15 protein-coding genes are annotated in these 15,347 nt (G+C 61.5%); 11 read left to right on the top strand and 4 right to left on the bottom strand.

Translation table 11 applies throughout. From position 1 onward, the window contains the following. Positions 1 to 9: 9 nt before the first annotated feature. Genes DYL59_RS26780 through DYL59_RS26755 form a run of 6 tightly spaced genes read left to right on the top strand, consistent with a single transcriptional unit; the run spans position 10 to position 6,263 of the window. Entirely contained in the window at positions 10 to 879 is an 870-nt protein-coding gene (locus DYL59_RS26780) for a GTPase (protein ID WP_135291849.1), read from the top strand. A gap of 16 nt (positions 880 to 895) precedes the next feature. Next, complete coding sequence (locus tag DYL59_RS26775) at positions 896 to 1,447, top strand: hypothetical protein (protein ID WP_135291848.1); 552 nt, start codon at positions 896 to 898, stop codon at positions 1,445 to 1,447. After that, on the top strand, positions 1,444 to 3,207 hold the full coding sequence (locus tag DYL59_RS26770) for a dynamin family protein (RefSeq protein ID WP_135291847.1): 1,764 nt from the start codon (positions 1,444 to 1,446) through the stop codon (positions 3,205 to 3,207). Before DYL59_RS26775 ends, DYL59_RS26770 begins: the two co-directional genes overlap by 4 nt. Then, positions 3,204 to 4,847 (top strand): GTPase, encoded by a 1,644-nt coding sequence (locus DYL59_RS26765; protein ID WP_238340770.1) that lies wholly within the window; start codon positions 3,204 to 3,206, stop codon positions 4,845 to 4,847. Before DYL59_RS26770 ends, DYL59_RS26765 begins: the two co-directional genes overlap by 4 nt. Next, positions 4,840 to 5,109: a YkgJ family cysteine cluster protein gene (locus DYL59_RS31940; protein ID WP_135291846.1), complete on the top strand. Its 270-nt coding sequence runs from the start codon at positions 4,840 to 4,842 to the stop codon at positions 5,107 to 5,109. Before DYL59_RS26765 ends, DYL59_RS31940 begins: the two co-directional genes overlap by 8 nt. A gap of 35 nt (positions 5,110 to 5,144) precedes the next feature. Beyond that, on the top strand, positions 5,145 to 6,263 hold the full coding sequence (locus DYL59_RS26755; protein ID WP_135291845.1) for a GTPase: 1,119 nt from the start codon (positions 5,145 to 5,147) through the stop codon (positions 6,261 to 6,263). A 72-nt stretch (positions 6,264 to 6,335) separates the two neighbouring features. On the opposite strand, the gene DYL59_RS26750 is transcribed toward DYL59_RS26755, so the two are convergent. After that, positions 6,336 to 7,385, bottom strand: a complete 1,050-nt coding sequence (locus DYL59_RS26750; RefSeq protein WP_202877209.1) for an AraC family transcriptional regulator — start codon at positions 7,383 to 7,385, stop codon at positions 6,336 to 6,338. 135 nt (positions 7,386 to 7,520) lie between these two features. On the opposite strand from DYL59_RS26750, the gene DYL59_RS26745 reads away from it, so the two are divergent. The 5 genes from DYL59_RS26745 (at position 7,521) to DYL59_RS26725 (ending at position 13,421) form a co-directional block, all read left to right on the top strand. Beyond that, positions 7,521 to 8,213, top strand: coding sequence for an OmpW/AlkL family protein (locus DYL59_RS26745; protein ID WP_135291844.1), 693 nt, complete (start codon positions 7,521 to 7,523; stop codon positions 8,211 to 8,213). 62 nt (positions 8,214 to 8,275) lie between these two features. Further along, positions 8,276 to 9,712, top strand: a complete 1,437-nt coding sequence (locus DYL59_RS26740) for a coniferyl aldehyde dehydrogenase (RefSeq protein ID WP_135291843.1) — start codon at positions 8,276 to 8,278, stop codon at positions 9,710 to 9,712. Between the two features lie 218 nt (positions 9,713 to 9,930). Next, the gene (locus tag DYL59_RS26735; protein WP_135291842.1) at positions 9,931 to 10,818 is read left to right on the top strand and encodes a hypothetical protein; all 888 of its coding nucleotides are present in this window, start codon (positions 9,931 to 9,933) and stop codon (positions 10,816 to 10,818) included. Position 10,819: 1 nt separating this feature from the next. Further along, a complete protein-coding gene (locus tag DYL59_RS26730; RefSeq protein WP_135291841.1) occupies positions 10,820 to 12,235 on the top strand; it encodes a saccharopine dehydrogenase C-terminal domain-containing protein in 1,416 nt (471 codons plus the stop codon). Between the two features lie 16 nt (positions 12,236 to 12,251). After that, the gene (locus DYL59_RS26725) at positions 12,252 to 13,421 is read left to right on the top strand and encodes an MFS transporter (protein WP_135291840.1); all 1,170 of its coding nucleotides are present in this window, start codon (positions 12,252 to 12,254) and stop codon (positions 13,419 to 13,421) included. A gap of 51 nt (positions 13,422 to 13,472) precedes the next feature. On the opposite strand, the gene DYL59_RS26720 is transcribed toward DYL59_RS26725, so the two are convergent. From DYL59_RS26720 to DYL59_RS26710, 3 genes are all read right to left on the bottom strand, one after another. Beyond that, complete coding sequence (locus DYL59_RS26720; RefSeq protein WP_135291839.1) at positions 13,473 to 14,084, bottom strand: LysE family translocator; 612 nt, start codon at positions 14,082 to 14,084, stop codon at positions 13,473 to 13,475. 87 nt (positions 14,085 to 14,171) lie between these two features. Continuing rightward, the gene (locus tag DYL59_RS26715) at positions 14,172 to 14,801 is read right to left on the bottom strand and encodes a LysE family translocator (protein ID WP_135291838.1); all 630 of its coding nucleotides are present in this window, start codon (positions 14,799 to 14,801) and stop codon (positions 14,172 to 14,174) included. An 80-nt stretch (positions 14,802 to 14,881) separates the two neighbouring features. After that, the coding region (locus tag DYL59_RS26710; RefSeq protein ID WP_135291837.1) for a formyltransferase family protein at positions 14,882 to 15,347 on the bottom strand (466 nt) is incomplete at its 5' end.

Raw genomic sequence — 15,347 nt, 5'->3', positions numbered from 1 at the left:
TTCAGGTTTATGGATCAGGCAGAGCTGTATATCGATGCACTTGAGGCCGAGTGCAAACGCCTCAAGCAGCAACACACGGAGGCAGGCCCCACCAAGCCACGCATCGCCGCCTGGGGGTTGGTCAAGGCCGGCAAGAGCTCCCTGCTCAATATGCTGGGCGGCCATGTGGAGCAGGAATATTTCGCCACCGGTGCCGTACGCACCACCCGCGTCAATCAGCAACTGGAGCTTGAGCATTTTGTGCTGGTGGACACACCGGGCCTGGGCATCGAGCACAGTGACACCCAGCAGGCCATGCAAGGGCTGGATATCGCCGATATCGTGCTATTCGTGCACGCCCCGCCGGGGGAGTTGGATGAGGAGCAGATCACCTTGCTGCTCAAGTTGCACGAGGTGCTGGGTGACGCGCTGCAAGAGCGCCTGGTGATGGTGTTCAGCCTCAAGGACAAAGACCAGAACGGTGCGATGGCCCAGGTGCGTGAATGCGTCGAAGGCCAGGTGCTGCGATGCCTGGGGTTCCAGCCCACCTGCTTTGAAGTCTCCAGCCGCCGCTATCAGCGCGGTGTCACGCTGGGTCGCGAAGGGATGCAGGCCAAAAGCGGCATACCGCAGTTGGCCTTGCACCTTGAGCAACTGTCGACCGAGTTGGTCTCGTCACTGGCGACAGCCCGCCAGCAGCGCCTGTTGCAGCGCGGTGTCGAATTGTGTGCCGTGCTGGATGAGGCCATCGAGCGTGAGCAATTCCAGAGCCAGGCCCTCAGCGCCCCTTATGGCCACAAGGCCAGTGCCTTTATCGAACTGATGAGCAGCGTGCAAAGCAGCTTTGCCGCCAAGACCGCCGAACTCAAGGCCGCGCGTGAAGCGCTCAATAGCCTTTAAGTCAAGGAGACTTGCAATGCCTCTACCCTGGTTGATCGGTGCCGCCGCGTTGCTGGTGGTCAAAGCGGTCATTGATGTGGCAACCGATGACAGCAAGTCGTCGGGTTCTTCAAACACCAGTTCCGACGACGCTGAGCGACGCAAGCAAGCCCAAGCCGCCGAACGCGAGCACAAGGAAAAGGGCTTGAAGGAGCGGATCGCGAACCTGGAAAAGGACCGTCGCGATCAGTTGAACCAACAGCTCAAAACTGCTGCACACACCTTGGGCCAGCCGGAAAAGGCCATGGCGGCGGGCCAAACAGCCAGCCAGATCGAGCAGGCTGTGGCCGCCAGGAAACCCTCGGGCTCGGCCTATGGCGAGACGATGAAGGCCCTGCTGCGCGCCGACACCACGTTTGCCGCAGTGAACAGCAAGCGCTTCCTGGTGCAACTCCATGCGTTTGAAGCCCTTACCGCACCGCTGGCGGCATCCAAGCCAGACCAGCAAGTCCTGGCGCAACTCCAGCAATCGGCGGCGCGCATCAAGCGTTTGCAGCAACTGAAGAAAACCGTGGAGCAGCTTGTATGAGTGGTGTGACCCGCGACGAACTGATGGGCGCCTTCGAGCACCTCCAGGCCCGCTTCGAGCAGCAGAAAAGCGACATCCACGCCAAGGACCGCGCATTCAATGCCCAGCGCGAGGCGTTTGTGCAGCGCAACATTGACCACACCCTGACGATGCTCAATGCGATCAGCACCGACAACCCCTTGCACGCCCTGGCGCACAGCCTGTCGCAGCGCCTGGCCGATCAGTTCGAGGTGTGGCGAAAGCAAGTCGAGTCCCGTGTCAAAGGCGCGCAATTTCGCGAGGGTTTCAACGACTCGCTGTTGGTCTTCGTCTACGGCAAGGTCAAGTCGGGCAAGAGTTCGCTGGGCAACTATGTGGCCTGGGGGCACACCGAACCTACGGCGCCGATGAAGGCCCAGGCGACGGTGCAGCCGGTGTATTTCTCCGCCGAGCAAACCGCAGTGGAGGGCGGCGACAAGCACAAGGAAGCCGAGCACAGTTTGCAGTTTCGCGTCGGCGCCACCGAAGCCACCAGCTCGATACAGGGTTTTCGCCTGCCTGGCCTGACCTGGGTCGATTCCCCCGGCCTGCATTCGGTCAACCGTGCCAATGGTGACTTGGCGCGTGAGTACGTCGAGCACGCCGACCTTATCCTCTACACCATGAGCTCCCAGGCGCCGGGCCGGGATTCGGACATGGGCGAAGTCGCGCAATTGCTGGCCGATGAGAAGCCCCTGATGGTGTTGCTGACCGGCAGCGATACCACCGAGGAAGACGAGGACGACGACGGCAACGAGACCTGCGAGATCGTCATGAAACCCCTGAAGGATCAGCAGGCGCAGGTCCAGTATGTGAGTGATGAACTGGTCAAGCTCAAGGCCACTGCCTTGCACAGCACGCGGGTGTTGCCGCTGTCGACGCGCTTTGCCCAAACCCATCCGCAGGCATTGGCCGAAAGCGGTGTAGGGGCCTTGTTCGAAACGCTCAACGGCATCTGCGTCAGCGACGGGCTGCGGCTCAAGCTGACCACGCCGATGCAGAACCTGCGCAACGCCATCAAGGATACGGCGGCGGACCTGGCCCTGGTGGCCGAGCTTGCCAAGGGTTTCGAGCAGCAGATCCGTGAGCAAGGCAATGGCATCCAGCAAGAGGTGCGCAACCTGGGTTTGGCGGGCGCGGCGCGGATGAGCCGCTACGTCAACCAACAGTTCGATGCCGGCCAAGACGACCAGCTTGAAAGCAAGCTGCGTAAAGAATTAGCGACGGTGATGGGCAACCTGGCGGACGAGGCCATGGCGCTCATCGGCAGTAAACAGCGCGACGGATTGAAAAAGGCCTTCGACGCGAGCCGCTTGGGCGCGTTGCCGGCGTACCGCGAAATCACTGAGGCCAAGCAATACCGCGCCGGTACCGAATCGGGCACGAAGACGGCCTGGGGCGCGGGCGGGACGCTGATCGGAGGAGCGCTGGGGTTTCTCGTGGGAGGCCTGCCAGGGGCTTTGCTCGGGGCATCCCTGGGCAGCACTTCCAGCCTGGCCGGCCGCAGCGCCAAGGCGCGGTATGCCACGCACCAGGTGGTGGTCGGCGACAACCTGGAGGAACAACGCCAGGCCGCCCTGGATGCCTTCGCCAATGCGGTGCCGGCCTTGTTGGGTGAGCACGTCATGAGCCTGTACGAGCCCGTGCGCGCCAGCATGCAGAACTATTGCGAGGTGCTCGTGAACGAGATTGCCCGCTTGAATGATGAACTCGATTCCCTGGTGGAGACTACCCGGTCATGACCCAACAACCTCCCATGTCCCATGTGCTGTCGTTGTACGACGATGTGGATGAACTGTGCGGCGTCTACAACCCCACGGCCATCCCTGCGATTCGTAAAAGCGTGGCGGCCCGCAAGGCCAATGCCGCCGCGACCATCATGGTATACGGCGTGTACAACGCCGGTAAAAGCACGCTGATCAACGCGTTGCTCGGCGCCGAGCTGGCACAAGTGGCCGACACCCCGCAAACCTACAAGATCCAGGGCTATCGTTGGGGCGACTTCGAGATCCTCGACACCCCCGGCATCGACGCACCGCAAGCCCACGAGCAGGTTACGCGTGAGCAGTTGTACGGCGCCGACGTGGTGATCTTTGTGGTCAACCCCTTGGGCGTAGTGGAAGAGGAGGCCACGCTGTCGGCACTGCTGGAACTGGTGGCGCGCAACAAGCAGATCTTTCTGGTGCTCAACCGCAAGAACCCGCTGGAACCGTTGGAAGCCGAGCGCATCAAGGACCAGCTGCGCGAACGCATTCAGCAACTGGCTCAGGTGCGGGGTTTGCCGCCGGTGCTGCAGGCCATACCGATCATGGAAGTCAACGCCCGTACTGCGCTCAAGGCCAAGCTTGAACACAAGCAAAACCTGCTGCAGAACTCGGGGTTTCCCAAGTTCGAGAGTGAACTCAATCGGTTTTTTGCCTCCCTCGAACAACGTCAGATTGTGGCGGGCGTGGCCACTGAACTGAGTGGGTTCGTGGGTGAGACCGTGGCATTGCTGGACCAGCAACGCGAGCAGGCCTCCAGTGCGCGCATCGATGCGTTCTACGCGCAAATCGCCCGACGTGAAATTGATCTGCGTTCGTTGCTCAAGGCCACGGTGCAGGCCAAGGCAAAGGGCGTCGCCAAGGGCGCGGTGATGGCAATGCATCAGGATGCTGATGGTGCCCAGGCCAAGATCGACGGGCTTATCCGTCACGCCAACCAACAGGTGTGCGGGGAGTTGGATGATGAGCTCAAGCGCCTGGCCCTGGATGCGGCGCAACTGCTTGAAGAGATGTTCGACCAGGTGCGTGTGCAGAACCCCGGCATGCAGGCAACCGTCGACTTGAACATTCCCGGCGTTTCAGAAGCGCCGACCCTTGAGGCCAAGGGTTCGGTGGTCGACATGAGCCTGCTGGAAGCCGGTGTGCGTCAGGCAGGCGGCGCGTTGAAGGCTGAGCATGTGGTGACGGCGATGAAGCTTGGCAAGGAATGGTTGCCCGCCCTGTTCAAGGGGATCGGCCCGGCCACCATGGGCAAGGTGGCCGAGCAGGTGGTGGGCAAGGTGTTACCCGCCATTGGCGTTGTGTATCAGGTCGGTCAGTTGATTTACTCCGCGTTTGCCGGTGACCCCGAGCAGCAACGTCTGGAAGACCAGGCGCGCCAGGAGCAGCAGGCGCAGGAGCGTCGTGACCAAGCGATCAAAAGCCTGGGGGACGACATTGCCTGGGAGTTTTCACGGGCGCTGACCGAGGTGGTGGAGGCCAATATCAAGGGCAACTTCGCGTTGGTGAACGACAAGCTCAAGGCCTTGCGCGGCAGCCTCAACCAGACCGAACGCAAGCTCAGTGAAGACCGCGAGCTGCTGGTGCAGTGCCAGGTTGCCCTGGACACCTATGTCTGAACACCGCCAGGCATTCCCCTGCAACCGCTGCATGCAGTGTTGCAAGCGAGTCCACCTGCTGGCGCAAACCGCCGGGATGGACCGTGGGGACGGCGTGTGTCGGCACCTGGATGAGCACCGCGGTGATTGCCGCATTTACGCAACCCGGCCGGATATCTGCCGTGTGGAGCGGCAATACGAATTGATTTACTCGCGAACGATGACATGGGATGCGTTCGTGGAACTAAACGCAGCGGCATGCAAGCAGCTGCAGACGATCTGATGTATCGACTTTTCTTGATTATTTAGGAGGCGGTAATGGTGGAAGTAGCTGATCGGCAGCAGGACGCAATCGACGACGTCATTCGTGACGCCGTACGCGGTTCCGGCAAGGTCAATATCGTGGTCGCGGGCAAGACAGGCGTAGGCAAAAGCACCCTGATCAACACGGTGTTCCGTGGCCAGTTGGCCAAGACCGGCTCCGGCACCCCGGTGACGCAGCAGATCGAGGAAATCTCCAAGGACGGTCACCCGATCACGATCATTGACAGCAAAGGCCTGGAGCTCAAGGACTACACAGCGATCCTCAAGGACCTGGAAAACTTCCTTGAAGAACGCGATGGGCATCACGATGAAAACAAGCACATCCACGCGGCGTGGATTTGCATCCAGGAAGGCGGTGATCGCATCGAGCAGGCTGAAATTGACCTGTGCCGCCTGCTGATCGACAAGTCCATTCCGGTGGTGGCGGTGGTCACCAAAAGCATGTTCGCCAAGGACATCGACTTTCACCTCAAGGTCAAGGAACTGCTGCCCGGCGCCTCGGCCGTGGTGCGGGTGCGTGCCGAAGCGCAAGAGGTCGAAGATGACGAAGGCAACGTGTTCAAGTTCGGCATCAAAGGCATCGATGAACTGATCGTGGCGTCTGCGGGGCTGATTCCCGAAGCAAAAAAGCGCGCATTCGCTAATGCGCTGAACTCGCGGCATCAATCCTCCATGCGCATCAAGGTCGAGCAGGCCGAGAAAGAGGTATTGATTGCCAGTGGCTTGGCAGCGGCGGCGGGGGCGACGCCGATTCCTTTTTCCGACTCGTTTGTGCTGGTGCCGATCCAGGTGGGGATGCTGGCCAAGATCGGCGTGACCTTTGGCATGGAAGTCAGCACCAGCGCATTGACCACCCTGGTGGCTTCGGCGCTGGGGTCGAGTGCGGCAAGCTTGCTGGGGCGCGCGGTAGTGACCGGCCTGCTCAAGATGATCCCGGGCGTGGGCAGCGCAGTGGGTGGCACCATTGCCGCGACCACCGCCGCCACCCTGACCAAGGGCTTGGGTGCGGCTTACATCTCGGTGTTGACGGATTTTTGCAACAACAACCCGGGCAAGGAGCTCAACATCGCTTTGATCGGTGATGAGCTGAAGAAGAAGCTGTCGTTCAAGTAACCCACCGCTGTGAAGGCGGGCGCCTCTGGGCCTATTCCAACCCCGAGGCGCCTGCTCATTACAAAAGAAACATCACCCGCCACTACGCAACCCCTTGCGATAGTCCCCCGGCGACTGGCCGGTCCATTTTTTGAATGCCTTGCGAAAGTTGGCGGCGTCGGAGAATCCGATCTGGGCAGCCAAGTCCTCCATGGGCATATTGCTTTGCTGAAGAAACTCGATGGCCAGTGCACAGCGCACTTCGTCCAGCACGCTTTGGTAGGTGCGGCCCTGTTCGGACAGGCGCCGGTGCAGCGTGCGTGTCGAGAGGTTCAGGGTGGCCGCCACGGTTTCGATACTCGGGAAATGACCGGTGCGGCTCAGGCAGGCCAGGCGTACCGACTCGATCAGGTCGGTGTCCTCGGGCAGGCGTGCGATCAATTGCTGGCAGAAACCCGTCAACAGGGCGGAGGTGATGGGGTTGGCGTTGGGGCACAGTTGTTCCAGCACCGAGGCGTCGAAGTGCCATTCCATGACCGGGCTGTCGAATTCTACCGGGCAGCGAAACACCTCTTCATAACGCTGCCAGTGCGCAGGTGCAGGGTAGGGCAATAGCAGCCGCACGGCGGGGAAGGGCTTTTCCAGCACGCATTCGACCAGTGACTGGACCGAGGCGAACCAGAACTCAGTCGCCAGGGGCAGTTGTTCCCCCAGTGCGTAGAAGCCCTGGGCCGCAAATACCCCTTCGTTGCCATCGATCCGGAATGACTTTTCGAACACCGGCCCCAGAAGGCGAATGTGCTTGATGCCGAAGTCGACCGCTTCGCCAAAGACTTCACTGCTCAACAGGGCATGGCCCAGTACCCCGAAATCACTGATGCGTTGCCGCGTGCCTGCGCGCAGGCCGCTGTCGGGGTGGCGTGCGAGGCGCTGCATGTTGGCGAAGATCGCGACTTTCTGGCGCTGGGAAATTCGCGTGTTGGGATCGCGCATTTGCACCAGTGACAAGTCGGTGCCGGTCAGCAAGCCCGCCGGGTCCAAGCCCTGGGCCTGCAATTCGGCAGCCAGCGCCGACAGGCCGAGCATGTTGTGCTGCGGTACATCCTGGGACGTTCCATACGAAGCGACGATCAGCTGAGGCACCAGAGAATCCCCCTTTGGCGATGGCAGAAATTAACCCCCGCATTGGCACATTTCAACCTCCCGTCGCAGGGCGTCGCGCTGCAGCATCGGCAGTTGTAGTACCGCTGAACAATAACAACAACGTTTGAGGCCACTATGAAACCTATGTTTGCCCCGATGCTGGCGGCTTGCGTCGTCTTGCTGCCTGCGTATTCCCAAGCCGACGAGTCAGAGCCGCGCAATAGCGTGCGTATCGGCTATGCCGATATCCAGTTCAACACCGATTCTGCCGACATGACCGGCCCGCCCGGCACCACGCCCGACCACGTCAAGGCGGTGATTCGCGACAGCGAAACCCTGGCGCTGGTGTACGAGCGCAAGCTGCAAGGCCCCTGGTCGCTGGTGTTTCAGGTCGGTGCACCACCGGTCATTCATTTTGATGGCGCAGGTTCCGCGGCGTCATTGGGCAAGGTCGGCAGCGCCCACGCCTGGTTCCCAGCCGTGCTGCTGGCCTACAACTTCAAGGTGTTCGGCCTTGAGCCCTACGTGGCGGTAGGGGCCAATTACACCTGGTTCAGCGAAGGGAAGATGACCAGCGCCTACACCAGGGCGTTCGGCGGCACCTCCAGCCGCTCAAGCCTGGACGACTCGTTTGGTGCGGTGGCCAAGGTCGGCGTGGATATCCCAGTGGCCGATCACTGGAGCATTGGCCTGGCCTACACGCGTTACTGGATCGACAGCACGGCCACCATCAAGACCCAGACACCGGGTGTTGGCGAGATCAAACGCAAGATCGATATCGAAGCCAACCCCGACGTGTATTCCTTCACCGTTGGCTATCGCTTCTGACCCTGTTTCCCATTCAACGCACCCTCGTAGGTGACGACTGAACAGACCCGAAAGGATGAATCATGAACGATCTGTCACACGCCTTCGACGCCCAGGAAATCGAGCGCATGCAGTGGCTGCTGCAGCGCCAGCGTCAGGCCTTCAACGCCCAGCCTTTTCCCCCGCGCAGTGTGCGCCTGAACAACCTCAAGCGCCTGGTGGCCGCGTTGCGTCGTTACCAACAGCGCATTGTCGGTGCCCTTGAGGCTGACTACGGCGGCCGTGCGGCCTTCGAAACCCTGCAGATCGAGGTGCTGGGCTCGGTGCTTCAGGCACGCCACGCCATGGCCCACCTGCGGCGCTGGATGAAAACCGAGCGGCGCAAGACCGAGCTGCTGCTGTTGGGCAACCAGGCCTGGGTTCAGTACCAGCCCAAGGGCGTGGTGGGCATCGTCGGTACGTGGAACTTCCCCCTTTACCTCACATTGGGCCCGCTGATCGCGGCACTGGCGGCGGGGAACCGGGCGATGATCAAGGTCTCGGAGTATTCGCCGAACAGCCGCCAGGTGCTGCAGGAAATGCTCGCCGAAGTATTTGACGAAGATGAAGTCGCGGTATTTGGCGGCCAGTTGGCCAGTGCCCAGGCATTCACGCGCTTGCCGTTCGATCACCTGGTCTACACCGGCGCGCCCCAGGTGGGGCGTCAGGTGATGCAGGCCGCCGCCGAGCACCTGGTGCCGGTGACTCTGGAACTGGGCGGCAAGTCGCCGGTACTGGTTGGCCCCGATGCCGACCTGGATGAAGTGGCAATGCGCGTGGCCCATGGCAAGGGCTTCAATGCGGGGCAGATCTGCGTGTCCCCCGACTATGCGCTGGTGCCTGAAGGCAAGGCACTGGTGTTTGCCGAAGCGGTCAAGCGCGCGTTCGAGCGGCTTTACCCCAACCCTGACGCTAACGCTGACTACACCTGTGTCATCACTGAGCGCCATGCCCAGCGATTGCAGGCGTTAGTGGCCGATGCCCGCGACAAGGGCGCCGTGGTGCTGCAATGCGGGGGCGGGCAGGTCTCGCCACGGCGTTTGCCGCTGCAGGTGATTACCGGCGTTACCGATGACATGAGCGTGGCCCAGGAGGAGATCTTCGGCCCGCTGCTGCCCATCGTTGAATACGGCGATTTAGGCCAGGCCATCGCCTACATCCAGGCCCGACCCCGGCCGTTGGCGCTGTACCCGTTCGGCCTGAATACCCGGCAAACCGAGCGCGTGTTGAGCCAAACCCACAGCGGCGGCGTGACCTTGGGGGACTGCACCTGGCATGTGCTGCAGCACGACCTGCCCTTTGGTGGCGTGGGGAATTCCGGCATGGGCTCGTACCATGGCGAGGAAGGTTTCCGCACCTTGTCCCACGGCAAGGCGGTGTTGAATCGCCGGCGGTGGTTCCCCATCCAGCTGTTCTACCCGCCATACGGAAGCTGGGTGCAGCGCCTGGTGCTGCGCGTCTACCTGGGCAAGCCTCGGTAACGCCTCTGGGTCAAGTTGCGCAACCCCGTCAGCTGCCTTCTTTGAGTGGGTGACGGGGCCTCAACGTGGGAGTTTTTATAACCTTATTTCCTAACAGTATTGGTGCTCAGCTTTTTGGCGATGTACTAATCGCTGCGCAAACACGCCGGGTTCCAGAGAGTTCAGCCGTCCTCAGCCAGGCAGTCACAACACTTGGACAGTGACCAGGACGGTGCTTCATGGATGACCAACAGATTTTGGATGAGGTCAAAGAGTGGTTTATCAGTTGCTTGGGGTGCGCAGCCGGTAGACGGGAATTCAGCAAGAACCGCTACATGCTGGCGGTTGCCCGCACCACGCAAGAGGTACGGGAATGCTTCGAGGCCTATGTGCGAGCGCTTGAAGCGCGAACCGCCGTGGCCTGCCTGATCATCTGCCCCACCGTTCACCCAGAGCAGAACAGCTACAACGTTTCCCAAGAGGTACGGCGCCTGTCGGCGTTGTTCAGCCCCCTGGGTGAACACTCGGCCGAGGCGCTGGCGACCGGGGGCGCGCTGAACAAAAAACTCTACCTGACGTGCCCGGTCACTGGCGTGAAAGTGCTGTTCGAGGACTTTGATGCCGTGGCGTTTTGCCCGCAGTCGGAGGATCTGGACGACCCGCTGTATGACCCGTTGATGGCCGCACCCATTCCCGCCGTGAACTTCAACTCCGACGTCTACGCGTTCTCGATATTTTGCCGGGACATGAGCCTGCAAAAGTTCAGCCGTGAGGTCTATGAGCTGACCGCAATAGAGCGCAGCCAGTTGTACGGTGCGGTGTTGCAGGGGTGGCAGCGTATCGCGCAAAGGACGCTGGGCAATTACATCCAGATGACCAACGTCGAAAAGTGCCCCGTGTACCTGCATGACAACAACCGCTACTGGTACGCCAATCACCAGGACCCGGCCTTTGCCGAGTCGGAAAAAGCCCTGTATCGCCACGACATGCCGCTGATCTACGTGCCCAAGATCTTCTGCGAGTGGGAGCAGTATTTCGCCACCGGGCGCATACCGGATTTCAGCGAAACCGCCACCCCCGGCAGCCAGCACCTGGATGCCTGCGAACCCACCCTTGAGGCCCTATGAAATGAGCAAGGACGCGATTTTTTCTGGCAGGAAATGGGTATTTATCGGCTTCGGCTCGATCACCAAGGCCACCCTCGGCTTGCTGGTGCGGGCCCGTACCATCGACCTTGCGTCGGTGGTGGTGATCGCGCCGCAGCTCGAACAGCAGCAGGCGTTTGTCGAACTGGGGGTGAGTTTTATCGAGGTGGCGCTGGCCCCGGATAACCTGGCAACGGTGTTGCGCGATGTGGTCCAGCGGGGTGATTTCATCGTCAATCTGTCGGTCAATGTCAGCAGCGCCGATTTGATCCGCTTTGCCCATGCCCAAGGCGCGCTGTACCTGGATACCTGCATCGAACCGTGGGAGGGCACCTACAACGAACCCAGCCTGAGCACGTCGCAGCGCTCCAACTACGCGCTGCGCGACCAGTTGCTTACCCTTGGCCAAGCGCTTGGCCCTGGGCCGACGGCGGTGGTGACCCATGGGGCCAACCCTGGGCTGGTGTCGCATTTTGTCAAATCAGCCTTGCTGCAATTGGCGGCGCAACTGGACGTTGCCGTGCCGGAGTTGCGCACTGACGTGGCGTGGGGCGAATTGGCGATGGCGCTGAACGTCAAGGTGATCCACATCGCCGAGCGCGACACCCAGCGCTCGGCGCGGATCAAGGCCGATGACGAGTTCGTCAATACCTGGTCCGTCGATGGCTTTGTCAGCGAGGCTGGCCAGCCTGCCGAACTGGGCTGGGGCTCCCACGAAAAAACCTGGCCGCCCTTTGCCCGTCATCATCAGTTCGGTTCCAACAACGCCATCTACCTTGAGCGCCCTGGCGCCTCGGTGCCGGTAAAAACCTGGACGCCCAACGGCGGGCCCTGCACAGGCCTGCTGATCACCCACAACGAAGCCATCTCGCTCCCGGACTTTTTGACGGTCAAGAACGGCGACCGTCTGCTGTACCGGCCAACGGTGCATTACGCCTACCACCCGTGTAACGACGCGCTGCTCTCGGTGCATGAATACGTGGGGCGGGGCTGGAAACTCCAGGACCGCAAGCGGATCCTGAACGACGAGATTGCCCCCGGCGGCGTCGACGCGCTCGGCGTGTTGCTGATGGGGCACGCCCTGAACGCCTACTGGTACGGCTCGATCCTGAGCATCGACGAGGCGCGCCAACTGGCCCCGTTCAACACCGCCACCAGCCTGCAAGTGGCCGCCGGTGTGTACTCGGGCATCCTCTGGGCGCTTGAAAACCCCGAGCGTGGGATCGTCGAACCGGAACAGATGGACCACCAGCGCGTGCTGGAAATCGCGCTACCCTTTCTCGGGACGCTCACAGGCATCCAGACCGATTGGACGCCCCTGGATACCATCAACACCCTGTTCCATAAGCCCGAAGGTGAACTGTGCCCGTGGCAGTTCGAGCACTTCACGGCGGTCTGACCCAGGTGGCCCTGCCATGGAAAATCCGAGTATCGAATACACCGACAAGCAGCGCTGGTTTGCCCTGACCAAGATCAACAGCCTCTCGGTGCTGTCGCAGATCGTACAGATCGGCACCGTCACGCCACTGCTGTCGCTATCGCTGGAGCAGCGGGGCGTGGAGCCGGCCAGGATCGGCCTGGTGGTCAGTGCTTCGTGGCTGGCGATCCTGCTGCTGTACAAATGGGTGCCGCGCTTGCTGGCACACCTGGGGCTGGTCAGAACCAACCTGCTCAGCGCCGCGCTCACCGTGACGGCGCTGATCGGCATGACCCTCACCACCCAACTGGCGGTGATCTTTGCGCTCAACTTTGTGCTGGGCATCGGCTTGATCCTGCGCTGGATTGCCTGCGACACCTGGATCGTCACCGTCGCCTCGAAAGACCAGCGCGGTCGAGCCATTGGCATCCATGAAACCTTGATGGGCCTCGGCATCGCCGTCGGCCCCCTGCTATTGGTGGTATTCGGTGTCGCCAGCGCTGCACCGTATTACGCGTGCGCCCTGATCGTGCTCATCTCTGGTGCGCTGGCCCTGACCCTCAAGGGCCACGACACCCAACCGCAAACTCCGACCGAAAAACGCCACGGCAAGGTCTTCAGCCTGATCCCCACGGCGCTCTGCGGCGCCTTCATCGCCGGCTATGCAGAAACCTCGTCTGTCTCGTTCCTGGCCGGCTACAGCCTGGCGGCCGGCTACTTGCTCACCGCCGCCACCTTGCTGATCTCGGTATTCGGCATTGGCGGCACCGTGCTGCAATTGCCCATCGGCTGGCTGGCCGACCGCAGTTCCTACAGGGTTGGCCAGTTGATCTGCGGCCTGGTGTTGCTGGCGGGTACGCTGGCCATTCCCCTGAGCCAGCCGTTTCCCTGGTTGGCGACCGTGGTGGTGTTTTTGTGGGGCGGGGCCATTGGCGGGATGAACACGCTGGCGGTCATCGAGGCTGGGGACCGGGTGGGGGAGCAGCAGGTGTCAACGGCCATGACGGCGATTGCGATGTTTTATACCTTGGGCAGTGTGATTGGGCCGGTGGTGACAGGCGCGATGGTGTCGTATGTGAGTACGCAGGGCTTGATGCTGTCGGTGGGCGCCGTGGGGGTGTTGTTTGTGGTGGTGCTGGGGCTGCGAAGGGCGGCTATACCGGACTGAGTTTCGGCGACAAAAAAGACGTCCGTGGACGTCTTTTTTGTCGCCGAGAGATCAGCTGGTGTGCAGCAACAATGGATACAGCGAAATCACCAGCAACGCCGCCATGGCGAAGTTGAACACGCGCAACCAGCGCGGCGTACGCAGCACATTGCGCAACACGCTGCCGAACCCGGCCCATACGCCCACGCTCGGTGCGTTGATCAGTGCGAATACCGTGGCGATGATCACCACGTTCAGGGTGTAGCCCTGCAAGGGGGTGTAGGTGCTGATCGCCCCAATCGCCATGACCCACGCCTTGGGGTTGACCCACTGGAACGCCGCCGCCCCCCAGAACCCCAGGGGCTTGCCTTTGCTTTCGGTGTCTTCGGAGGCAGGGCCTGAACGGGCGATGTTCCACGCCAGGTACAGCAAGTAGCACGCACCTGCGTAACGCAGGATGGTGTAGAGCACAGGGTAGGCGCTAAAGGCCGCCCCCAGCCCAAGCCCCACCGCCAACACCAGCACCAGGAACCCGGAGCTGATCCCCAGGATATGCGGGATGGTGCGCTGGAACCCGAAGTTCACGCCCGAGGCCAACAGCATGGCGTTATTGGGGCCTGGGGTGACGGAGGTGACAAACGCAAACAAAGCAAACGCCAGCATCAAATCATACGACAAGGACATGGGGGGTTCCTGGAAACGGGCCTTCGTGCGTCACCTGTTACCCGGTCAGCACGGGGACAGGTGCACGCTGGCCACTTGTAGGTGGAGTCAGAACAACGAACTGATAAAGCCAATGGCAACCATCGAGTAGAACGCTGCGCAGATCAGCCCGAAGGACTTGCGGGTCCGGGTGAAAAACGGTTCTGCCGAATGGGCGGAAAACGCCAGGGCGTAAGTGCAGAAAATCAGGAAGCCCAGCAACGCGCAGGCCGCCACCAGCACAAAACTGGCCCAGGCTGGCGCGTTGACGCTCAGGCCCACGGTGGTCACCGTGAACCAGGTCAACGCTGCCTTGGGGTTGGTCAGGTGAATGCCCAAGCCCTGCAAATAAAAGCCCAGGTTGCGGGTTTGTTTTGCCCGCACCTTGGTCACCGTCGTGGCGTTGTGTGCCAGCGCGCTGCGCACCGATTTCCAGGCCAGGAAGAACAGGTAGCAGGCGCCGAGCACCTTGAGCCACAGGATGATCTGGGTGTTGGACATCAACAGCGCCGACACGCCGGCCGCGGTCATCGCGCCCCAGCACAACGACCCGGAAATGACCCCCGCCGCCAATGCCAGGCCCGGTGTGCGCCCGTAGTTCAGGGAGGTGTTGGCGATGGCCAGGTTGCCAGGGCCGGGGCTGGCGGTGCCGATCACATAAACCCCCAGCGCAGCTGCAAAACTCGAAAACTCAAACATAGGTGCACTCATACCCGTCGCGTCAGCGCGCAGTGAGCACTTCAAGCCACCAGCGGCTTGAAGTGACGGCCAAGAAAAAACTACTTGAAGCAACGATGCTCCGGCTCCTGGGCGCGAATCTTCTCCATCCAGGGCTTGAGTTCCGATTGCTTGTACAGCCGCTCGCCCCAATTTTCCGGCGAGACCGGCAGTGGCCGCCCCAGCAGGATGTAGTCGGTGAGCAGGTGAATGAACTGCTGCAGGCAATAGGCGCCCACATGCAGGCGCAGCGATGAGGCCGTTTCGGCGGGCGCGACGTTGAAGCGCGCCACATTGATGATCTGCCCGCTGTCCACCGAAGGGGCCAGGTGATGGCAGGTCGAGCCGTAGGTTTCGTCGTTGTAGTAGATCGCGTAATGCTGGCTGCCCAGCCCCCGGTACTTGGGCGGCGCTGGGTGCAGGTTGATCGCGCCTTTGCGGGCGTTCTGGTAGATGCTCTGGGGGAAGATGAAGTCGCCACGGTACGAGATGATCCAGTCGCCTTCCCAGTTATCCAGGTGGTAAGGG

This window comes from Pseudomonas kairouanensis (assembly GCF_004682055.1).
Lineage (GTDB): Bacteria > Pseudomonadota > Gammaproteobacteria > Pseudomonadales > Pseudomonadaceae > Aquipseudomonas > Aquipseudomonas kairouanensis.
The sequence above is the reverse complement of the archived record's forward strand: the minus strand, read 5'-3'. Positions and strand labels throughout refer to the sequence as shown.